The organism is Oceanobacillus sojae, assembly GCF_900162665.1.
Taxonomy (GTDB): Bacteria; Bacillota; Bacilli; order Bacillales; family Amphibacillaceae; genus Oceanobacillus; species Oceanobacillus sojae_A.
Window position 1 is genome coordinate 455,229 of the sequence record NZ_LT727809.1, and the last position, 23,086, is coordinate 478,314.

Here is a 23,086-nt window from a genome sequence, read left to right on the forward strand (position 1 = left end):
ACCTTGCTGTTCTAGGATGTTCATGGTCTCTATTATCATGCTGGTGTTTCAAATGATTTTTAGCAGTTCAAATCATGACAGCATGAATAATTCATATCGAGAATAGCTTTCATGCACCAAAAATAAGGATCTCTGAGCATGTTTTACCATACAACACGAAAATTTATTCTGTCGGATCTACCTTTTATTTATTCAGTTATTTCAGTATAGAATATCCTGCCAGCGGAGGCGGACCGTTTTGACTCCTGAGGGATTAGCACCATCTGAAGATCCACTTTTGCCAAGTGATCTTCTTGGAAAAAGTTAGCTGAAGAGCGTGCCCCTAGGAAAGCAAAACGGTCCGCCGTAGCGTCGCTTTACACTTTACCTTCTATCTTTGTCAACAGATATATGGAAGAAATGATCAACCCCTGTTCCTATGGATAGGGAGTTACTTTTTAAAGTGCGAAAGTTGAGTTACCAATAATAGTGAAACATATTTAAATATGATAAAATACAGTACATTGTCTTTTATTCAATCAAAGATTTTGTCTTCGGTATTTGAAGATGAACGAATAAGTACAGGTATATTTCCGTATGAAATGAAGAACCTCCTGTTGATTGACGATTTATTTTTAGTAAGAAAGGAAGTCAACCAATGCAAGTGCAGTCAGTATATATTCACATTCCTTTTTGCAAGCAAATTTGCCATTACTGTAATTTTGTAAAATATTATTATATGGAGACAAAGGCAGATACTTTTATCGATGCATTAATAAAAGAAATTGATACAGCAATTCCCGGAAAAAGAAATATCTTCCGTACAATTTATATGGGCGGAGGAACTCCTACAGCATTGTCCATGGATCAACTGCAGAAGCTTTTTCAATTTTTAAATGAAAAATTTGACCTTGCTTCATGCGAAGAATTCACGATTGAAATTAACCCTGGAGATATTGATACGGAAAAAGCAGCATTGCTTCATGATTATGGAGTAAATCGGATTTCCTTTGGGGTTCAGGTAATGGATGATGACATGCTTGAAAAAATAGGCCGTATGCATCGTGTAGCAGATGTTTATACGACAGTTGATATGTTGACACAGGCAAAGTTTTCAAACATCAGCCTGGATTTAATTTATGCTCTCCCCGATCAATCTGTTTCCCACTTTGAAAAAACATTAAAAGAAGCCCTGCAGTTTGGACTTCCTCATTATTCAACCTATGCACTGCAAATCGAACCAAAAACGGTGTTTTATCACAAGCGGAGAAAGGGGGCTCTGCATCAGCCTCCAGAGGATGATGAAGTAGAGATGTATCAGCTGCTTCAGGAAAATATGAAAAAGCAGGGTGTGCTTCAGTACGAAATAAGTAATTTTGCTAAGCCGGGGTATGAGAGCAGGCATAATTTAACATACTGGAATAATGACTATTATTTTGGATTTGGGGCTGGAGCTCACGGATACCTGCCGGGGAAACGAACAGCAAATTACAAACCTTTGGGAACCTATATGAAAGAAATTCACCGTACCGGTTCCGCAGTTGAACAACTGGAAGAAATAACATTGCAGGACAGAATTGAGGAAGAACTGTTTTTGCAGCTGCGAAAAGCGGAAGGAATTGATGAAAAAGTATTTCGACAAAGATATGGTGTATCCTTGGAAAAATTATATAGGAATGAATTAAAGCAATTAATGCATGACAAATTATTAACATATAACGCAGGAAGGTATGCCTTGACGAACAGAGGGATGCTTCTGGGCGATAGAGTTTTCGGGCAGTTTTTATTACTGGAAGACTTTGAACAAAAAATTATAGCGGCAAAAAGCCAAACTGTTTGACAAAATAAAATGAATTTGATAATTTTATTATAGATTTAGCACTCAAAACATGAGAGTGCTAACAGAGGTGATCATCATGTTAACAGATAGGCAACTTATGATATTGCAGGTGATTATTGATGATTTTATAGAATCTGCTAAACCGGTCGGGTCCAGGGCACTATCTAAAAAAGATACTTTACCGTACAGTGCCGCAACGATTCGAAATGAGATGGCGGATTTAGAAGAGTTAGGTTTTTTAGAAAAGACGCATACCTCTTCCGGACGTGTACCTTCAGAAAAAGGATATCGTTATTATGTTGATCATTTAATCGGTCCTGAGATTTATCAGCATGGACTGGGTATCATTGAAAGATTAACAAATAACGGGATATACGAATTTGAACAGATTGTACAGACGGCAGCAGAGGCTCTTTCTAAATTAACAAATTATACGTCAATCATTCTCGGACCGGAAATGTTTGAAGCAACAGTAAAGCAGATTCAGGTTTTAGCACTATCCGATCAATCCGCAGTAGCAATTTTAGTAACAAACACAGGTCATGTAGAGCATCGATCCTTTACGTTGCCAAAAGGAGTTTCATCATCTGATATTGAAAAGCTGGTAAATATTTTAAATGACCGTCTTCAGGGTATACCGCTTTATCGTATTCCTGAGGTAATTCAAAATGAAGTAGCTTCCCTGATGATGAAATATATGAATGGCGTAGATTCTTCGCTCAATTGGATTCGGACACTCTTCACACAAGAGCAGGCGGTAAAGCTTTATTTTGGCGGAAAAGCCAATATCCTGATGCAGCCGGAATTCAATGATGTTGATCGAATTCGTTCATTTTACTCCCTGATGGAGCGTGAGGATGAAATTGTAAATCTCTTGAAAAACTCCAACCAGGGTATTAAAGTTTCTATTGGTCATGAAAATGAGGTTGAAGAGATTAAAGACTTGAGTTTGATCACTGCTTCTTACCACATCGGCGGCGGCCAGATGGGTACAATTGCATTAATCGGACCTACGAGAATGGAGTATAAAAAAGTACTATCCTTAATGGAAAGTATCTCCAAAGAAATGACTGGTGCAATGGGGAAATGGTATAGTGACAAATCATAATGTGAGATAACATCGTTATAAAGAAATGAAGGTTTTTGGTTTCCTGTCTATATCTTCTATGATATAGTTTTTAATTGGAATTTAGAAAAGAGGTGCCCGAGTAGATGTCAGAGAATGAAAAAAGAGATGAAGCAACGCAGGAAGAACAGGAAATTATTGAAGAGACAACAGAAGAAGTGAATGCTGATTCTGAATCTGTCGATGAAACTAATGAATTAAAAGTTCAAATGGAAGAATTGAAAAATGAAAAAGAAGAGCTTACGAATCGTATGCTCCGCTTGCAGGCTGAATTTGATAATTATAAAAGACGCACATTAAAAGAACGGGAAGCAGATCGTAAATATAAAGCACAGGATATGGTGCAGGAGCTGCTTCCGGTTATGGATAATTTTGAGCGCGCCCTGCAGGTAGAGGTATCTGAAGAAAACAAAAGCATACTTGAAGGTATTGACATGGTATACCGTCAATTACAGGATGTATTTGCTTCCCAGGATGTTTCAATTATTGAAACAGAGGGTGCTGACTTTGACCCGAATTTGCATCATGCAGTAATGCAGATTGAAGATGATTCCATAGAAGCAAATAAAGTGGTTGAAGAGCTGCAAAAAGGCTATCTCTTAAAGGACCGGGTTATCCGGCCTGCTATGGTAAAAGTCAATAAATAATCTAACAGGTGTCATTGAAGGATTTAAGGAGGAAATGAAGAAATGAGTAAAATTATTGGAATAGACTTAGGAACAACAAACTCATGTGTATCAGTAATGGAGGGTGGCGAAGCAGTCGTTATCCCTAACCCGGAAGGAAATCGTACAACTCCTTCTGTTGTATCTTTTAAAAACGGTGAAAGACAGGTTGGTGAGGTTGCTAAACGTCAGGCAATTACAAACCCGAATACAGTTCAATCTATCAAACGTCATATTGGTACAGATTATAAAGTAACTGTTGAAGATAAAGAATATACACCACAAGAAATTTCAGCAATCATTTTGCAATATATCAAATCCTATGCAGAAGATTATATCGGTGAAAAAGTAGAGAAAGCTGTTATTACAGTTCCTGCTTACTTTAATGATGCTGAACGTCAAGCTACAAAAGATGCTGGTAAAATTGCAGGTCTTGAGGTTGAACGTATTATCAACGAACCAACAGCAGCAGCACTTGCATATGGTATTGATAAAGATGATCAGGATCAGACAATCCTTGTATATGACCTTGGCGGCGGTACATTTGATGTATCCATCTTAGATATCGGTGATGGTACATTCGAAGTAGTTGCAACAGCCGGAGATAATCGTCTTGGCGGAGATGACTTTGACGAAGTAATCATCAAGCATATGGTAGAAGAGTTCAGAAAAGAAAATGGCATTGACCTTTCTAAGGATAAAATGGCTGTACAGCGTTTGAAAGATGCTGCAGAGAAAGCGAAGAAGGATTTATCCGGTGTTGCACAGACACAGATTTCTCTTCCATTTATCACAGCCGGCGATGCAGGTCCATTACACTTGGAAATGACATTATCCCGTGCGAAATTTGATGAGCTGTCATCTGATTTAGTAGAACGTACAATGAAACCGACTCGCCGTGCACTTTCTGATGCCGGATTATCTAAGAGTGATATTCACAAAGTTATCTTAGTTGGTGGTTCTACACGGATTCCAGCGGTACAGGAAGCAATTAAAAAAGAATTAGGTCAGGATCCTTCTAAAGGCGTTAACCCGGATGAAGTAGTAGCACTTGGTGCAGCTATTCAGGGCGGCGTATTACAAGGAGACGTTAAAGACGTATTATTACTTGATGTAACACCACTTTCATTGGGTATCGAAACAATGGGTGCCGTATTTACTAAACTGATTGAACGTAATACGACAATACCGACAAGTGCATCACAAACATTCTCTACAGCAGCAGATAACCAAACTGCAGTAGACATTCATGTACTTCAAGGGGAACGTGAAATGGCGGCAGATAATAAAACACTCGGCCGTTTCCAATTAACTGATATTCCACCGGCACCACGAGGAATGCCTCAAATCGAAGTATCCTTTGACATTGATGCCAATGGTATTGTAAATGTTAGAGCGAAAGATTTAGGAACAAATAAAGAACAATCCATTACAATCAAATCTTCCTCCGGTTTATCTGATGATGAAGTAGACCGCATGGTAAAAGAAGCGGAAGAAAACGCGGATGCGGATAAAGCACGCCGTGAAGAAGTAGAGCTTCGCAACCAGGCAGATCAGCTTGTATTTACAACAGATAAAACGTTGAAAGATTTAGGTGATAAAGTTTCTGATGAAGACAAACAGCAGGCAGAAGCTGCGAGAGATGAATTAAAAGAAGCTTTAGAGTCTAATGATCAGGAACAAATCAAAGCGAAGAAAGATGCTTTGGAAGAAAAAGTTCAACAGCTTTCAGCTAAGCTCTATGAGCAGGTTCAGCAGGAGGCTCAAGCGTCACAAGGAGCAGAAAATGCTGAAGGACAGCAAGGTGACGACGTTGTTGATGCTGATTATACAGAAGTCGACGATGACGATAAAGAAAATAAATAATGAATAGTTACTGAATAAAAGTCAAAGTCAGGATTCTCTTGGCTTTGACTTTTTTACAGAGTAATGTAGAAAATGAACGCTGGCAATCAGTTTAATTCAAAGCAGATATTCATTGTTGCCACAGACAAATGAATGATGATATGATTAAACTTATGCAATCAGAGTTTCGGGAGTGAGTAATTTGGCAAAACGTGATTATTATGATGTTTTAGGCGTGGATAAGGGTGCCTCGAAGGATGAGATAAAAAAGAGTTACCGGAAGCTGGCCCGTAAATATCATCCAGATGTAAACAAAGAAGAAGGCGCAGCAGATAAGTTTAAAGAAGTAAAAGAAGCTTATGAAGTATTAAGTGATGATCAAAAGAAAGCACAATATGATCAATTTGGGCATGCAGGAGCTCAAGGGCAGGGATTCGGCGGTTTTGGCGGCGGTGGTGGCGCTCAAGACTTTGGCGGATTCAGTGACATTTTTGATATGTTCTTTGGCGGCGGAGGGCGTACGCGTGATCCAAACGCTCCGCAGCAGGGGGACGATTTACAATATACGATGATACTTGATTTTGAAGAAGCGATTTTCGGAAAAGAAACGGATATTGAAGTCTCTCAGGAAGAAGAATGCGATACTTGTCATGGTTCAGGAGCGAAACCGGGTACGAAGACAGAAACATGCTCGCACTGTCATGGTTCAGGTCAGCTAAACCAAGAGCAGAATACGCCGTTTGGCCGTGTGGTTAATCGCCGTGTTTGTCATTATTGTAACGGAACAGGTAAAATAATACCTGAAAAATGTGAAACCTGCGGCGGTTCCGGAACAGTTAATAAAAAGAAAAAAATTCATATCAAGATTCCGGCAGGTATTGATGAAGGGCAGCAAATCCGTGTTGCCGGAAAAGGAGAGCCGGGGAAAAATGGCGGTCCTGCAGGCGATTTATTTGTTGTAATTCGTGTCCGCAAGCATGACTTCTTTGTCCGGGAAGGCGACCATATTTTCTGTGAATTGCCGCTTACCTTTGCACAAGCTGCTTTAGGGGATGAAATAGAAGTCCCTACTGTACATGGGAAGGTTAAATTAAGAATCCCGGCAGGTACACAGGCAGGAAAGACTTTCCGTTTAAAAGGAAAAGGCGCACCAAATGTTCATGGAAGAGGTCACGGAGATCAGCATATTAAAGTGAAAATTGTGACACCAACTAATTTAACAGATAAGCAAAAAGATTTACTGCGTCAATTTAATGAATTAGGCGGTCATGAAACTACGGATGAACAAGAGGATAATATTTTCCAACGTTTTCGTAAAGCGTTCAAAGGTGATTGATCAGGGTACCCTCCAGCTTGAGTTTTGATGATATTTTCAGGATAAAGGCTGGAGGTACCTCTGTTTACATAGATATTTTAAAAGGACGGCGGTGTTCAATATGAAATGGTCAGAGATTACCATTCTTACAACAAACGAAGCAGTGGAGCCTATTTCAAATATTTTGCATGAAACGGGTGCGAGCGGATTAGTTATCGAAGATCCATTAGACCTGGAGCGTTTCGAAGGAGAAGGATTTGGGGAAATTGTGGAGTTAGATCCTGAGAACTATCCCGATGAAGGGGTTCGTATTAAAGCATATCTGCCGATGAACAGCTTTTTGGGAGAAACTGTTGAGGAAATCAAACAGGCAATCAACCAATTACTTCTTTATGATATCGATTTAGGGAAAAATCAAGTAACAATAAGTGAGGTTCATGAAGAAGAGTGGGCAAGCGCCTGGAAAAAGTACTATAAACCGGTTAAAATATCCAACCGGATTACAATCACTCCAACATGGGAGGACTATAAACCGGTATCTACAGATGAATTAATTATCGAGCTGGATCCGGGAATGGCTTTTGGTACGGGCACACATCCTACCACAGTATTGAGTATTCAAGGTTTAGAAGCCTATATAGAGCCTGGTGATAAAGTAATCGATGTAGGCTGCGGTTCAGGTGTCTTAAGCATCGCTTCTGTAAAATTAGGTGCTGAATCTGTACAAGCTTTCGATTTAGACGATGTAGCTGTGCAGAGTACAAAATTGAATGTGAAATTAAATCATCTTCAGGATAAGGTAACAACGAAACAAAATAATTTGCTGGACGGTGTAGAGAACCAGGCAGATGTGATTGTTTCCAATATTCTCGCTGAGATTATCGTCCGTTTTGTAGGGGATGCCTATAATAACCTCCGGCCGGGCGGCTATTTCATTACTTCAGGTATTATCCAGAAGAAGAAACAGCTGGTTCGTGATCAGTTAACAGAAGCCGGGTTTAATATTATTTCAGTCGGCGAAATGGAAGATTGGGTTTCCATTGTTGCTAAAAAACCGGAATAAAAGCAGGTGAAATTATAATGCAACGCTATTTTATTTCGAAAGAACAAGTAGAAGATCAAACGATTAAAATTATTGGTGAAGATGTACATCATATAACAAGAGTTATGCGCGGCAAGCCTGGTGATCAAATTATTTGCAATACGGATGAGGGAAAATCCGCACTTTGTAAAATTGAAGAGGTTTATGAAACAGAAGTACAAGCATCCATCGAAGCCTGGCTGGATGAATCTGCTGAATTACCAGTAGAAGTTACCATTGCACAGGGAATCCCTAAAAGTGATAAATTTGAATGGATTTTGCAAAAAGGAACAGAATTAGGTGCAGCAAAATTTATTCCATTTGCAGCAGAGCGGTCTGTTGCAAAATGGGATGACCAGAAGTTTCATAAAAAAGCAAAACGATTTGAAAAAATTATCAAAGAAGCCAGTGAACAGAGCCATCGCAATCGTATTCCCGAGCTGTCCTCGGTCATGAAGTTAAAAGCTTTATTAGAAGAAAGCGAATCCTGCACAGTAAAGCTTTTTGCATATGAAGAAGAGGCCAAAGGGGCAGCAAATAAAATTTCTTCTTTTTCTTCTGCACTGGATAAATTATCTGAGAAGGACCGTGTTCTTCTGGTAATAGGTCCGGAGGGTGGTATTTCTTTAGAGGAAGCAGATATTTTGAAAGAATCCGGGTTTCAGGCGATCAGACTTGGCAAGCGTATTTTGCGTACAGAAACGGCGGCATTATATGCGTTAGCAGGTATTTCTTATCACATGGAAGAATTAAATTATAAAAATTAGTGAGTAAAACAGCCGGATAAAGGTTGTTTTACTTTTTTTACTACGTATTTTTGATATTATTAAAATGATAAACCTCTCTAAATAAAGGTAATTTGTAATTACAAGGGTATAAATGGAGGGTATAAAATGAAAAGAATACTAGCTTCAATATTCATTTTAATTACGATCACATTATTTTTGGGGGCCTGCAGTAATGAGGCTAAGCAAAGCAGCAATAGCGATGATAGAACTATGGAGCAAAAGGTGGATAGCGGAGAAAACAAATCCCAAAATAAAGCGGATGATAATACGGAAGACAGCCTAGACGAAGCAGAAACGAATGATAACCCGGAAAACACCCCAGCTGAAGCGGAACCGGATGTATCTGAGGAGGTTCCATCCAAAGCAGATAAAAATGAGGATTCAAATAACCAAGCTAATGACATTGACGGCAGCGCCTTGTCTGAATATCCTGCTGAGGAAATTGAATTCGCCCGTGTCTGGCTGCAAATTATAGGAAATCAAGATGTAGAAGAATTAAATGTATACCATATCTCTGCGGGAGAGCAAGTGAACCCCTACGATGATCACAGTGTGGATTATCCAGAAGATGTAATTACCTTAGGGGGAGGGATTATGGCAGACGGCATCGTTACATATAGCGGCAATGGAGATGGCACAATTAATTTATACAATATTCCCTCACACTGGCCAAGTAAAGAGCAAATAGATACATCAATGGAAGAATACACAGATGATATTATTGAAAATACAGAGCAGATTTACATTGAAACTGGGAACGATGAAGAAGTAATAACATTAATTGAAAAATTAAATATTCAAAGTTAAAAACGAAGCTTAAGGCAAAAGAAGCACCTTGCAGCATGAATACATAGGCAGTTATTTGCGTTTGAAGGATTTGACAATTGCGTAAGAGGAATTTAAAATTTTCTTTGTTCAGCATGACATACAATGACGCTGTCAGGAGTGATAATAATTGAAATCTGAAAGAGAAGTAACGATACAACAAAATCCAACGGGAGCGAGCCGGTTGGGATTAGCATTGCTTCTCGGACTGCTTGCTTTTTTAGGGCCGCTTAATATTGATATGTATTTGCCCAGTTTTCCAGAGATTGCACATGATTTAGACACAAGTGCCACACTTGTCCAGGCGAGCTTAACAGCATGTTTATTAGGTCTTGCGGTAGGCCAATTATTCGCAGGCCCTATAAGTGACGCCCAGGGGAGAAGGAAGCCGTTATTGATTGCTACTTTCCTGTTTGCTTTGGCTTCTATCCTGTGTGCTTTTGCTCCCAATATTATAATCTTGATTGCAATGCGGTTTTTACAAGGGTTAACCGCATCCGCAGGAGTTGTTCTTTCGCGTGCAGTTGTACGGGATGTGTTCAGTGGACAGGCTCTCACGAAGTTTTTTTCATTATTGATGGTTATTAATGCTATCGCCCCAATGATTGCCCCGATGTTTGGCGGTTTTATTTTATCGTTCGAGTCGACCAGCTGGAAAAGTATCTTTTTCTGTTTAAGTTTCATTGGTCTGCTTATGGTTGTTATCGTAGCTGTAAAGCTTAAAGAGACCTTACCTCAGCACAAGCGGATTCCGAGTTCAGCAGGAGCCTCAATTAAAACAATGGGGAGTTTGCTGACAGACCGTTCTTTTATCGGCTACGCCTTGGTTGTCGGTTTTATTCATGGCGGCAGCTTCGCTTATGTTTCTGGAACGCCATTTGTATATCAAGACATCTATGGTGTTTCGCCGCAAGTGTTTAGCGTGTTATTTGGTATCAATGGACTGGCGATAATAACGGGCAGCTTTCTTATAGGTCGTTTCAGCGGAATCATTCCAGAAAAAACGATGCTTCAGGCGGCGATTGTGACGGCACTTATAGCCACTGCTTTATTACTTTTTATGACGATTATTGAGGGACCTTTAACACTGATTGTTTTATTTATTTTTATTTATATGATGACAATGGGTATGATATTGACAAGTACTTTTACTTTGGGAATGGCGAAGCAGGACCATCGTGCAGGGAGTGCGAGTGCTGTTTTAGGCATGCTTCCGTTATTATTAGGTTCCATTTTTTCACCGCTTGCAGGCATTAATGAAGCATCAGCAGTTCCGATGGGAGCTATCATATTTATAACAACACTCATTGGTTTTATTTTTTTCTTTACACTTATCAAAAAAGACAAGACCATATGAAAGATATAATAAATAAAAACGATTATATCGTTTGTGTCAATCGTTCGTTTTATATAAAAAATAAGGCAGCTGGCAAATTAGTGTCTGTTTCCAAATAAAGAGCACCTGATTCTCAGTATAAAAACCAGGAAGGGAGATATTCTCTCACGCTTCCTGGTTTTTGTTTTTGCTATCCCGGCGATTTTCCCACTGCTGTAAAAGACGTGCATTCGCCGTGTTACCGAACACATTCAATAGTGTACGGAAACCTTCTGTTACCCGGTCAATCCCGGCTACGATCGCAATGCCTTCTAAAGGAAGGTTTGCTGCCGAAAGAACTGTGGTCATCATAATAATCCCTGCGCCAGGTACTCCAGCAGTACTAAATGAGACAAGCAAAGCGCTTGAAAAAACTGCCATCACGAGTCCTGTAGTTAAATCTACACCAAATAACTGCGCAACAAAGATTGCATTAAATCCCTGTAAAATGCCGGCACCATCCCTTTTTAAAGCTGTACCAAATGGAATGGCAAAACCGGATAAATCACTTTGCAATCCTGCTTTCTTCGCGCCATTTAAGGCAAGAGGCAAAGCTGCATTGGAACTGGCTGTACCGAATGCTAATGTAAAAGCAGAACCGAATCCCTGGAAAAATGGTTTCGGCTTTACTCCTGCGAAAAATAAGATCAAAACATATAAACCCATCATAAGAATAATTGCCAGAATCAACCCAAGCATATAAATGGCCAGATTTCCGATAATCCCAAATCCCTGCGTTGCCACAACGGAGGTTATCAAGGCAAAAACCCCATATGGCGCAATTTTTAATACAAGCTGCAGGATTTTCTGCACAATCTCGTACATACTTTCCACAACATTCAAAAAGGGACGGGTTTGCTCTTCCTTCATCAGGTTAATTGCTGTACCAACAAGGGCAGAAATGACGATAACCTGCAAGAGGTTCCCTGTTGCCAGTGCTTCAAATGGGTTAGAAGGAACAATGCTCACGAGCCAATCGATTAAGGAATATCCTTCGTCACTGGCAGATGCCTCACCTGTAGCTATTGCTTCGGCACTATTACCGGGACGAACGATTAATGCAACTGCCAGTCCCAGGGCAATAGCAACCGCAGAAGTCACTACATAAAGACTCATTAACTTTGTTGTGTATCGGGCAATATAACCAGTTCCTCTTAACTGAGTGATGCCCATAATCAAGGCTGCAAACACAAGGGGGACCACAATTAATTGAATTGCCCGTAAAAATATCTCTCCAACAGGCTGTAACAGATATTGATCGAGCGGCTCAACCCAACCCGGGGCAAGCAAGTTCATTAAACCTCCAAATAGAACTCCCGCACCCAAAGCCAAAAAGATTCTGCTTGATAAAGACATTCTCCTCACTTCCTTTTATCATAGTCTATTAATTCATTTTATATTAGCATATTAAATTTATAATTCATATCTTTTTAGTTGGTTATGAGATTTGTGTTAATAACAATTACTTTTAGAAACTGTGCTGCTTAGATTTTTAAAAACTATATTTTATCTATTTTCATCGCGCCGATACTAAATAGAAAAATATAATTCAAAAGGTGCTTTCTTCATTAAAGCTTTAGATGATTCTATATTGAAAATAAGGATAGAATTTTTTGTATTTAACGGGTGTGTTTTGCAACTTAAAAGGTTACAAGATTGCAATGAAAAGGTTAGAACTTTGCCAGCCCGTATTTTATTATGATTGATGATTGGAAAGCGCATGTGTGACGCGATAACTATCCCCAGTAAAGCTCAAAATGTGCGCGTGGTGAATAACTCGATCTACTAATGCAGCTGTTAAACGCGCATCTGTAAATATTCTATTCCATTGACTAAATTCTAAATTGGATGTAATCACGAGGCTAGACCTCTCATACCAATCAGATATCAATTGGAATAATAATTCAGCGCCTTCCTTACTAAATGGAACATATCCCATCTCGTCTAAAATAATCATCTCTACTTTATTAAACCTATTGCGTAAGGCTTGAAAGCGTCCTTCTCTCCAAGACTTTTCAAGTAGTTCTACCAAATCGGCCACTCGATAGAAACGGACTTCATATCCAGATCTACATGCCTTTCGACCAAGCGCTGTAACCAGATGAGACTTCCCAGTCCCAGGCGCACCTGTTAAAATTAAATTCTCTTTTTTATCGATAAAATATAATGATTCGAGACTTTCTCTATCCAATTGTGGAGGGAGACGAATATGTTCACTCCACCGGTAATCCTTTAGTTCTTTTTCATTCATGAATTTCGCCTTTTTGATCAAACGCTCTCCTTTAGCTACCTCTCTATGTTCTAATTCTTGTTGTAATAAAGCCGAGATATACTGCTCAGGATTCTCGAAGGGAATCTGCTCGTATATGTCTGCGACATATGCTAAACGCAACGATTTGCATTTCTCTCTAATCAAATTAGACATTCTATACTTCCTCTCCTGTCAACGAATGGTTGAAGGGTTGAAGAGAGTCGTAGATACTCCAATTTATATCATACGGATGTGCAACCGAAGCATGTAATGATTCATTTCTATTTTCTTTATCATCCACTGGTAACAATTCATAGAAACGCTCATCTATTTCTTGCATACTGTATTTTATTATGAAGCTCTGTAACCAATCGACACGTTCTTTTCTGAGTTCCATTGATTCACTATTCAAATAATGCGCGATTCTTCCTGGAAGATATGGGAAGTATCTAGAATAGGTAATTGATCTTGGTTTCCTCATCCAATTTTTCAAAATGAATTGCCATGGAATTTCCCTAGACCGATTCATATATTGTCTAGGTCCCTTATAAAGTACCTCTCCTTGTGGAGAAATCACTTTAAAGTCATCCCAGTACTTAATTACATACAATTGTGTATAGTGATAACTATTCGGTATGTGGATTTCCTGTCCATCAATTTTTACCTCACCATATTTATTAGCTGAAGTCAGTGTTTTATTAAATACTGGATACTCTTTCTCAGGTAATGCGAGACCATATTTCTTTTCTTCCTCTATTAGATCCGCGATACAAATTCCTTTTTTATAATGCACCCTTAAATGATCATCCTGACAATGTTTGAGCAATAACGCACGTAAGTGTGTCAGATCCTGAACAACGGGTGATGGCGTAAAGAAATTATATCGAACATAACCAACCTTATTTTCTACATGCCCTTTTTCATTTCCTTTTCTTGGATTACAGGCTACCGGCTCAAATCCATAGTGATTGGCAAACCGTTGAAAACCCTCATTGAAAATGGTTTCCTGATTATGAACTCTAGCTTTTACAACGGCAGCTGATAGATTATCTAACCACAGTGTCCTTGGAACAAAGCCAGCTTGTTCAAAAAGTATTTTAATACCTTCCAAAAAGCATTCTTGATTTTCTGCCGGTAAGGGTGCTACAAATCCACCATTACTAAAGGGGAAACTCAAGACCAAGCAATGCGTATCTTTTACTTTCCCTTCATGTACGACTTCTGTAACTCCAAAATCTATCTGGGCTTCCGCCGGAGGATGTGTTAACCTATCATATTCCTCTTTTACTGTGTCAGTTTCATCTAACATTTTATCTTTCCATTCAGCGATATAGTTACAAACGGTTCGATAAGAACCCGGGAACTTTAATCGCTGTAATTCTTCAAATATATTTTTATTATTCCTTCGCAATTTCTTTTTAAGTGCTTGGTCCTCCATTAGCCAATCAGAAACAATTTCTCCCCACTCTTCTTCATACATCATACCTTTTTTTATGGGTGTTTTTTCCTCGGGTAATTGATCTTCATCCGCATATTTCTTAACGGTTTTCCAAGCAAAACCTGTTCTTTTTACTATTTCATTAATTGATAGTGATTTATTATTACGTAAATTTTTGATATGATTAACTTCGGGCATTGCTAGCATCCTTTCACTTACCTCCACCATTAATTTGTTTAGTCGCTATTAACGGTAGAGTATTTTGTTAGGGCTGGCAAGCCTTTTTTTATTTGTGCAACCTTCTAACATTTTGGTTGCAATACTCTGTACTTTTATTATGCATTAAACAACGGGATGATATATGAGCGAGTCCAAAAAAAAGAGTCAATTAAGCACGACCTCTGTCCTGCTGCTTGGATATTTTACAGTAATTTAAGGTGGAGCACATGTTATTTAGTAATTTAACTTTTTTATTTGTATTTTTATCATTGGCAATAAGCCAAAAAGTCACGTTTTGTTAGCAAGTTTTTTGGACCAAAGTATAATTTTGATATATTATCGATAGAATGATTTGGATGTCTGTCAGGATTCCAAATAAAGTATACTGTTATTTTATCTCACTCAATTGATTTGTTATGATATAGTTTTAATTGGAACTTATATTAGGGGGGGGTGAGCTGTACAATGGAGGACTATGATTGGCTAATACTTCAGACACTTTATAAACATAAAAACATTACAAGAACATCTCAGGAACTATTTACCTCACAACCTTCTATTACGAAGCGACTTCACAAAATGGAAGCTGAGTTCAGTATTACCATTGTTAAAAGGGGAAGAAGGGGAATTCATTTTACGCCCCAAGGAGAATTCTTGGCCAAGTCAGCAGATTATGTTCTTTCAAATCTTCGCGCAATCAAAGAAAGAGTCCAAAATATGGATGCTCAGGTTTCGGGGACTTTAAGAATAGGTATATCTAATTATTCTACGAAACAAAAGCTCCCAGGTATTTTAAAAAATTTTAAATTGAAAAATCCAAATGTGGAATTTCAAGTAATCCCCGGAAGTTCTCGGGAAATTTACGATTTGATTTATTGCAGAGAGGTGCATGTTGGATTCCTTCGTGGAAACTATAATTGGTCTGGAGGAAGTCATTTATTATTTGAAGAGCCTTTATGTGTTGCTTCTGTTGAAAAGGTTAATCTGGAGGATCTCCCGGAATTGCCGCGGATAACCTACCATACGGAACAAGGGGTTAAAACAATACTGGATAATTGGTGGATGGAGAACTACTCTAGGCCGCCTCATGTTGGTATAAAAGTAGATAATGTAGATACTTGCAGGGAAATGATTGTAAATGGTTTGGGCTATGCAATATTACCGAGATTAATGCTAGAACATGATAAGCAAGTGAAAAAAATAAATATTAGAGATAAACAAGGAGAGCAGATTTTAAGGCAAACCTGGATGTACTACCATAATGAAACTCTTGAACTGAATACGGTAAGCGCTTTTGTCAATTTTATTAAAAAGCTGAACCTGGAATAAGGGAATCAAACGAAATATGTTTGGTTCTTTTTTATTTTAGATATTCCCAGCGGTTATAGTGTTCCATTCTAAATGGATATTTTTTTAATATTTAAGAGCGAACTATAATTGAATCATGAAGAATCTTTTTTTAACTAGATTCCTCCATTAAATTCTGTGTTGAAAAATAAGCCTTGCTATTTGGTACTGTTTCTTACTTCTGAATAAAAACGTTTTCCTTTGTTGGTAAGAATTAATGAAAGGAGGTTAAATAATGCGATTTTATCCAATCAGTTGATTATTTCTCGAAGTATAAATGGTGATAGTAATTTTAAAAATTGTCAATAGACCTAAGTCAATTCACAGCAGAATGATGTACTTGAAAGTAATATTTTACAGATTGTATTTGTATTTAAAATGATGAAAGAAATCTTTATAACATAAATGAAGGAGTTGTCGCGCATAATGGCATCATTAAATTACGAAAAATTATTGCAGAATTTTGAGCCTAGTTTTGATTTTGTATCACCAAAAGCTATACCAGATGAGGAATATCACGATAGAATAGAGCGCTTACGTCAATCAGCAGCAGAACGAGGACACGATGTTCTTCTTATACATGCAGATGGTGTAAAAACTTTTAAAACTACAAATATGTATCTTAGATATGCATGTGATTGGGCACGAGAGGGTGTATTAATTATACCTGCTGACAACAGTAAAGAAATTCATTTAGTTTCTTTCTTTACCCAATCAGTGATTATTCCACCCCCTGGTGAGCCAATTGGGGTTGAAAAGCTTTGGCAAGTAGGCGCGCTGGGTGAGGAGTACTCTGGACGTTCGGGTACGTCTGAAGTTCAATTGATTGAGGCTGTAGCTAAAGTTTTAACAGATTTAGGTTATAGCTCGGCAAGTATTGGTTTGATTGGTGATAACTCGTCCAAGAAGTATTGGGAAGGGATTAGATTTAAACTACCAAAGTTAAGAACAGTCAATGAGACTCAGATTATTATAGATATGCAGACAATCCGTTCTAGAAATGAACAGGCCCAGATTCGAGCTTCTGCTCAACTCATGGATATTGGATTTCAGGCTGCCTGTCATGTAACAAAACCTATGATAACAGACTTTGAAATTTATGCAGCTTTTACATTTGCACAGATGGCTCGTGGTGGTGAAAGTGGAGATGGCTATCAAATTGGTATTAACCGATTTGGCACGCATTGTGGGAAGCCTTATGGACATAAAGTAGTTTCTGGTGATCTCATCAATTTATATATGTCTGCTTTGCCATACAATGGATACACAGCTCAAGCTGCTCGGATGATTGCTGTAGGTGATATTACCGCAAAACAGGAAGAAACTCTTGAAGTATGTACGGAGGCAATACGCCGAGCTGAGGCAAAGATCCGTCCTGGTGCACGTTTTTGTGATCTCCATGCGGCAGCATTTTCAGTGTACGTCGAGCACGGATACCTTAGGGATGATACGACAGCTACAATGCCTTATAATTGGGCACCAAATGATGACTTAACGGCTAGAGAAATTCCGATAGAATATGTTCAAGAAGTGGATTATGAAAATAACGGCAGAAAGCTTAATCATGTTTATCCGGCAGTAGCTGGTCCGCATAATCCAAATTTGGGGCACTCTGTTGGGATGTCTGGTAATCCAAAATTTAACATCACATCACACAATAAAGTTATTATGGAGCCTGGAATGGTCTTTGTGTTGCACGCTCAATGGCTCGATCCATTAAATTCAGGTGCTAATATAGGTAATTGCTATCTAGTTACAGAAGATGGTTTCGAGAATCTTACTTGTCATACAGCGCTAGAAACAATTCGAATCCAAGGCTGAGCCTAGAATGCGTACTACGCTTTGTAAGATGACATTGATGTCAATAAAGGTACTGAATACCCCCTATTAAAGTTGAATTTTCTAGGGGATATAATGATAAAATATCTGCTTAAATGACAAATGAATAATACTTTTTTACTTGGTATTATACTAAAAATTATTTATAGAAACTTCTGAATTCTAGTTATAAATTGAAAGAAGTAGCAATTGTACTTCTCAAATGATATAAAGCAAATCTATGGAAAATGAATCATTTTGAACTCTAATTCATTGAAAAGGGTGAGTGTGTTTATGGTTGAAGAAATATTTGATACACTGATGATATTCGGTTTGCTATTGATTGCTGGAGTAGCCATCCGTGAAACTGTTCCTTTTTTTCAACGCTTTCTGATTCCATCCAGTGTAATTGCTGGATTTTTAGGACTAGTATTGGGCCAACAAGTTTTAGGTTGGATTACGATACCAGAATCATTTGAATCTATTCCTATTTATGCAATGTATATTTTAATGACCTGTGTTCCTTTGGGCATTACTGTTACAGGTAAGAAAATTATCCAACATATGGATTTTGCCTTTGGTAACATGATTATGTATGGTTTCCAATTAGCTTTTGGTGTTTTAATTGGAATTCTACTTCTTCGTTTCTGGCCGGGTTTGCCTGAAGGGTGGGGGTTGATGGCTGTTGCAGCTTTCTTTGGCTCTCATGGTAGTGTCCCTATTGTTTCTAGTGTCATTGATCCAACTGGAGAGCTTGGTGCTCAAAGTATGGGGATGGTTATGGCTACATTAGGTGTATTAATAGCTATCATACCAGGTATCATTTTAGCTAACTATGGTATTCGCCGTGGCTGGGGTGCTTTTACAAAGGATATTAAGAATAAAGATAAAAGCTTCTTCCGTGGCGCCCTCCCTGAAAAAGACCGAAAACCAATAGGCAGGCTTACTGTCAATCCAAGTAATGTAACTTCACTCGCTTTCCAGCTGGGTATTCTGGCTGTCAGTTTTAAATTTGGCGAGCTCATTTTATCGGGTATCGGGAAGTTAATTCCATTTATTAGTGATATACCTGCAATGATGTACGGTATTGTTGGTTCACTTATTTTATGGCCGCTTATGAAAATGGTTAAATTTGACGGATATGTTGATAAGCCGACCATTAATGAGATAAGTAATTTTTCTCTGGAAATTATTATTTTAACAGCTTGTGCTTCAATTCAGTTAAGTATTATTAGCAAGTTTTTTATCCCTCTATTGATCTTAACAATTATTATATGTAGTATTACATTCATTTTCACTCATTTTTGGTATAAGAAAATTAATAACCCTGAATGGTTTGAAAAATCTTTGATGAGCTATGGTATGGCTACGGGTGCGAACCCTCAGGGACTTTCTCTGGCACGTGTTGTTGATTCTAAAAATGAATCGAGTATTTACGAGGCACTTGGTGTCTATAATGCCGTATTTTTTTGGAATAAACTCCTCCTTCCTCTGGCAGCTTCTCTGATACTCGTAGGTACTGTAGTTCCTGTTTATCTCATAGGAATTGGTTTAATGGTTATTCCGTTAGTATTAGCTTATATGCTTTTCTTTAAGAAGAAATAGATTATGAATAATAATACCTCTGACGTTGTATAAAAGAATTTATAAGAAGTCAACCATTAAAAATAGCCCCAATCGGATATATGAAGGATTTTTTTATCACGAATAATCAATGCATCCAGCTGTATGGAATTATAAATATAAATATAAGATAATAAAAAACCCCTATTCAAATGAAGCAGAATAGGGGTTCAAAATGATATTAATTTTTTAGGCTTACCTGAAAGGGCACTTACTGCTCACTTGGTGATGCCCCAATCCATAATATTTTTCCTTTTTTGCTTTTTCGTACATTATTTTATACATCATATCAGCATCCAAAAGCGCATCGCTTAGAACTTGGAGTCCTTCTGTTTCATGAACCTGCGCATAAAGCATCAACTTCAAATAGGCTTCTGTCATCAGTTTTTTTGTATAGGTATCTTGTTGATGAATCGTTACTTGTTCGAAAAGTTTTTTGAAATTTATTGGTGCAATCCATTTACCAAATGCATTTTTTCGTGTATTCTTGTCCATAAGCGTTTCCTTTATATTGGATTTGGACAGAAATTCACCTGACCAATTCATTATAAAGGATTTTTAATGGCTAAAAACAGTGAAAATAGAAAATTAAGATTATTTTGTATTGTTCGACATAATTAATGCAATGCTAGTGAAAAACAACTAATAAATATTTTTTATAAAATCCCTCATGTTGTATTTGAATTGATTGAAAATTTCTGCTCATATACAATGTTATTCAAGGAGTAGATCCGGTCCAAATGACGGATGTGAAAAAGGCGTTCAATCAAATAATAGAGTTTATTAATAATGAAAATGAAAGGTTATTATTATAACTACGAGGGATTGCTGATACCGAAAAACACCAAGTTCTGTTAAAGGCACTTAATAAACCAATTTATTTCGATAATCTAACCAGTAAAAGTTATATTGGGAAATATGATAATCATGAGTTTGACTTTATGATTATTTGGGCAATTCAAAGTGTCACAAAAATGAAGAAGGGATTCCAATGCTTAAGGAATTAGCAGAACGGCAAAAAAACTAAAAAGATGGTATTCTTGCCCATTAAGGAACCTTGATTTAATCCGGATGCTTTTGCCGACTTTGTTGATAGGGTAGTCGAGTTGGATTGTGAGAATGATGACTCACAAGAGTACAAGAGAATGTTTTATGTTTATGAACAAGACATGAAACGAAGAAGAGAAATTCATATGTCCCCACATACGCCAAAACAGTCGATATGTTTCCATGTACGTGAGGTTCACTAAATCTCATTAAAACATCAATTCTATCTACTCAAGCCACGTGGAGTGTGTGGCGTTGCTATGTCGCTAAACTATGTAGAAATCTTTAGTTTCAGCACTAGAGTCTGACTATTGTATCGATTATATCACTATACATACAAGGGGGTGGATTTCAACTTGAGATTTTCATTATTGATACTGTCATCTATGATGCTAATCCTCGCAACGGGCTGCATCGGAAAAACATCAGGAAGTCTGTCTGATTCAAATGAGGAAAAGGGTGCATACGGCCCTTCGCAACCGAGCTACAAAATGGAGGTACTGTATGATTCCACTAGGCATGAAATCAGTGGCAATATGCATGTTCATTTTACAAATAATGTGGGTCACACATTGAATGAAGTGTACTTCAACATTTGGCCAAAAGCAAATGACTTCCAGAGCGGGAATATCGATGTGATCAATGTAAAATACAACGGGAAGGAAGCAGTTAGTGATGTTAATCAGACTCATTTGAAAGTGTCTGGCTTTTCTTTGCCGACAAAAGAACGGGCGGAGGTGGAGATGGAATTTACAGTCAAAGTTCCTGAACAACAGGATAGTTTCGGTTGGGATGGAACCTCTGTTTCCTTAGGCAATTGGTTCCCAATTCTTGCGGTATATGATCATAATGGTTGGAATGTATATCCCTATCTCGATGGGGCAGAATCTTTTTATTCTTTAACTGGTAACTATGATGTAACAATAACAACAGATGAGAAAGAAGTTGTGGCTGCAACAGGGGAACAAAAGGGGGATGTCAAGAAGAAAAACGGGATGGCAACGTATTGCTTCATTGCGGAAAATGTACGGGATTTCGCCATTCAAATGAATGCTGATTATCGGGTAGCAACAGAAATTGTAGACGATATTAAGATGAATGTATATTATACAGCCGATCAAGAAAAAGAGGGCTATAAGGAATACATGTTGGATAGCGGGAGCCAGGCACTGCAAACTTTCAATAAGAAAATAGGGCGCTATGCCTGGAATGAACTGGATATTGTTGGGATGGAATGTGATTTTGACGGAATGGAATATCCCCAGCTCGTAATGATTTGCCTTAATGAAGAACTCGATGAGTCTGATATTAAAGATACGGTCTCCCATGAAATCGGGCATCAATGGTTTTATTCAGCTGTTGGAAATAATCAATATAAAGATCCGTGGCTGGATGAATCATTTGCTTCATTTATGGAAGTTTTGGGTACCCGAGGGTTAAAGGATTTTGTGGATAAAGATTTTCAGGCACCGGTATCGCCCTATCAATTGGATTCTCCGAGTTCTGCTTTTATTAAACGTGGAAATAGTGGTAAGGAAGATTATATAGAATATATTTATAATTATGGTTTAAAGACACTGAATGATTTACGAATAAAACTGGGGGATGCAGTATTTTATGACGGGATGCAACAGTATTATCAAGAAATGAAATATAAAATTACAACCGCCGCGGATTTTATTAGCATTATGGAAGATACAGCAGGTGAAGATCTAACAGATTTTTTTGAAGATCATTATATTAAAATTGACGATTGAAGGATAAGAAGACATATCGATAGAAAAAACATTTACTTAATTGGTGACAAAAGAATATAAGGCGAGAGTGAACTAAACAGTGATATCAATATTATCCCAATGTCGTAATTGTAATCAAGAAGGAATTAATCTTTCATGAAGATTATCAAACAAGAGAAAAATCAAAACGCAGCATCTTTTCTGACATCCAGACATTTTATAATTCCAAGCGAATTCACGCAACGATTGGGTATATGTCACCAATAGCGTATGAAAAAATGTATCTGCGTAAGATAGCTTCATAGAAGAACGTCATTAGCCATTGTATTAAAGGAAGGAGCGGCTTTCCTCTTCTTTTAACACAATGGGGCGCAAGAAGAGCACGTTAGATTTTTAAAAAATTAACCATTTCCAGTGTCCAATTTATTGACATAGATCCAAATTCTCCACCACATAAGCTAACAATGTATTGTTCCAGATATATAATGATTAAGATGATTCTTTAGAAAAACTATTAATATAAAAAGCTTAATTTGTAAACAAAAATAATACAAGATTTATTATTAGATTAAATAATGGAGAAACATTGAACCTAAGCAGGGAAATTGCTATAGTAGGGAAAACAATTAATAAAAATTTTAACTTCCAATAAAATAAATTTTACATTAAATTGATAAATGAGTGAATTTCATAATTCTTAACCCTTGCGTCCCAATGAGTTCAGGGCATAAAAAAAGAAGTACCTCCCCAAATCTTGTATAATGGTAA

Annotated in this window: 17 protein-coding genes and 1 pseudogene; 14 read left to right on the forward strand and 4 right to left on the reverse strand. The window is 37.8% G+C overall.

The window, feature by feature from the left end; all coding sequences use genetic code 11:
- The first annotated feature begins 637 nt into the window (after positions 1-637).
- From hemW to BN1068_RS02570, 9 genes are all read left to right on the forward strand, one after another.
- Positions 638-1,819: a radical SAM family heme chaperone HemW gene (hemW, locus tag BN1068_RS02530; RefSeq protein ID WP_077601264.1), complete on the forward strand. Its 1,182-nt coding sequence runs from the start codon at positions 638-640 to the stop codon at positions 1,817-1,819.
- A gap of 76 nt (positions 1,820-1,895) precedes the next feature.
- Positions 1,896-2,927 carry a heat-inducible transcriptional repressor HrcA gene (gene hrcA, locus BN1068_RS02535; protein ID WP_077601265.1) on the forward strand — a complete coding sequence of 344 codons (1,032 nt, stop codon included), beginning with the start codon at positions 1,896-1,898 and terminating at the stop codon, positions 2,925-2,927.
- 104 nt (positions 2,928-3,031) lie between these two features.
- Positions 3,032-3,592 carry a nucleotide exchange factor GrpE gene (grpE, locus tag BN1068_RS02540; protein WP_077601266.1) on the forward strand — a complete coding sequence of 187 codons (561 nt, stop codon included), beginning with the start codon at positions 3,032-3,034 and terminating at the stop codon, positions 3,590-3,592.
- Between the two features lie 42 nt (positions 3,593-3,634).
- Positions 3,635-5,476: a molecular chaperone DnaK gene (gene dnaK, locus BN1068_RS02545; RefSeq protein WP_077601267.1), complete on the forward strand. Its 1,842-nt coding sequence runs from the start codon at positions 3,635-3,637 to the stop codon at positions 5,474-5,476.
- Between the two features lie 181 nt (positions 5,477-5,657).
- A complete protein-coding gene (dnaJ, locus tag BN1068_RS02550; protein WP_077601268.1) occupies positions 5,658-6,791 on the forward strand; it encodes a molecular chaperone DnaJ in 1,134 nt (377 codons plus the stop codon).
- A gap of 100 nt (positions 6,792-6,891) precedes the next feature.
- Positions 6,892-7,833, forward strand: a complete 942-nt coding sequence (prmA, locus tag BN1068_RS02555) for a 50S ribosomal protein L11 methyltransferase (RefSeq protein ID WP_077601269.1) — start codon at positions 6,892-6,894, stop codon at positions 7,831-7,833.
- A gap of 17 nt (positions 7,834-7,850) precedes the next feature.
- Entirely contained in the window at positions 7,851-8,618 is a 768-nt protein-coding gene (locus BN1068_RS02560) for a 16S rRNA (uracil(1498)-N(3))-methyltransferase (protein WP_077601270.1), read from the forward strand.
- A gap of 126 nt (positions 8,619-8,744) precedes the next feature.
- The gene (locus BN1068_RS02565) at positions 8,745-9,446 is read left to right on the forward strand and encodes a hypothetical protein (RefSeq protein ID WP_077601271.1); all 702 of its coding nucleotides are present in this window, start codon (positions 8,745-8,747) and stop codon (positions 9,444-9,446) included.
- A 172-nt stretch (positions 9,447-9,618) separates the two neighbouring features.
- On the forward strand, positions 9,619-10,821 hold the full coding sequence (locus BN1068_RS02570; protein ID WP_077601512.1) for a Bcr/CflA family efflux MFS transporter: 1,203 nt from the start codon (positions 9,619-9,621) through the stop codon (positions 10,819-10,821).
- Positions 10,822-10,965: 144 nt separating this feature from the next.
- Here the strand turns inward: BN1068_RS02570 and BN1068_RS02575 are convergent, their stop codons facing one another.
- The 3 genes from BN1068_RS02575 to istA all read right to left on the reverse strand — a co-directional run bounded on the left by BN1068_RS02575 (position 10,966) and on the right by istA (position 14,753).
- Positions 10,966-12,195 (reverse strand): dicarboxylate/amino acid:cation symporter, encoded by a 1,230-nt coding sequence (locus BN1068_RS02575; RefSeq protein WP_077601272.1) that lies wholly within the window; start codon positions 12,193-12,195, stop codon positions 10,966-10,968.
- 340 nt (positions 12,196-12,535) lie between these two features.
- Complete coding sequence (gene istB / locus BN1068_RS02580; RefSeq protein WP_077601273.1) at positions 12,536-13,264, reverse strand: IS21-like element helper ATPase IstB; 729 nt, start codon at positions 13,262-13,264, stop codon at positions 12,536-12,538.
- A gap of 1 nt (position 13,265) precedes the next feature.
- Complete coding sequence (gene istA / locus BN1068_RS02585) at positions 13,266-14,753, reverse strand: IS21 family transposase (protein ID WP_254846678.1); 1,488 nt, start codon at positions 14,751-14,753, stop codon at positions 13,266-13,268.
- A gap of 459 nt (positions 14,754-15,212) precedes the next feature.
- On the opposite strand from istA, the gene BN1068_RS02590 reads away from it, so the two are divergent.
- The 3 genes from BN1068_RS02590 to BN1068_RS02600 all read left to right on the forward strand — a co-directional run bounded on the left by BN1068_RS02590 (position 15,213) and on the right by BN1068_RS02600 (position 19,517).
- On the forward strand, positions 15,213-16,076 hold the full coding sequence (locus tag BN1068_RS02590) for a LysR family transcriptional regulator (protein WP_077601274.1): 864 nt from the start codon (positions 15,213-15,215) through the stop codon (positions 16,074-16,076).
- 444 nt (positions 16,077-16,520) lie between these two features.
- Entirely contained in the window at positions 16,521-17,915 is a 1,395-nt protein-coding gene (locus BN1068_RS02595) for a M24 family metallopeptidase (RefSeq protein WP_175637041.1), read from the forward strand.
- A gap of 291 nt (positions 17,916-18,206) precedes the next feature.
- Entirely contained in the window at positions 18,207-19,517 is a 1,311-nt protein-coding gene (locus tag BN1068_RS02600) for a sodium/glutamate symporter (protein WP_077601276.1), read from the forward strand.
- A 213-nt stretch (positions 19,518-19,730) separates the two neighbouring features.
- Here the strand turns inward: BN1068_RS02600 and BN1068_RS02605 are convergent, their stop codons facing one another.
- The gene (locus BN1068_RS02605) at positions 19,731-20,030 is read right to left on the reverse strand and encodes a DUF4372 domain-containing protein (RefSeq protein ID WP_175637042.1); all 300 of its coding nucleotides are present in this window, start codon (positions 20,028-20,030) and stop codon (positions 19,731-19,733) included.
- Between the two features lie 908 nt (positions 20,031-20,938).
- Here BN1068_RS02605 and BN1068_RS02615 point away from each other — a divergent pair.
- Complete coding sequence (locus BN1068_RS02615) at positions 20,939-22,339, forward strand: M1 family metallopeptidase (protein WP_077601278.1); 1,401 nt, start codon at positions 20,939-20,941, stop codon at positions 22,337-22,339.
- Positions 22,340-22,449: 110 nt separating this feature from the next.
- Positions 22,450-22,623, forward strand: a pseudogene (locus tag BN1068_RS24245) (IS3 family transposase); the annotation flags it as partial.
- Positions 22,624-23,086 lie beyond the last annotated feature (463 nt).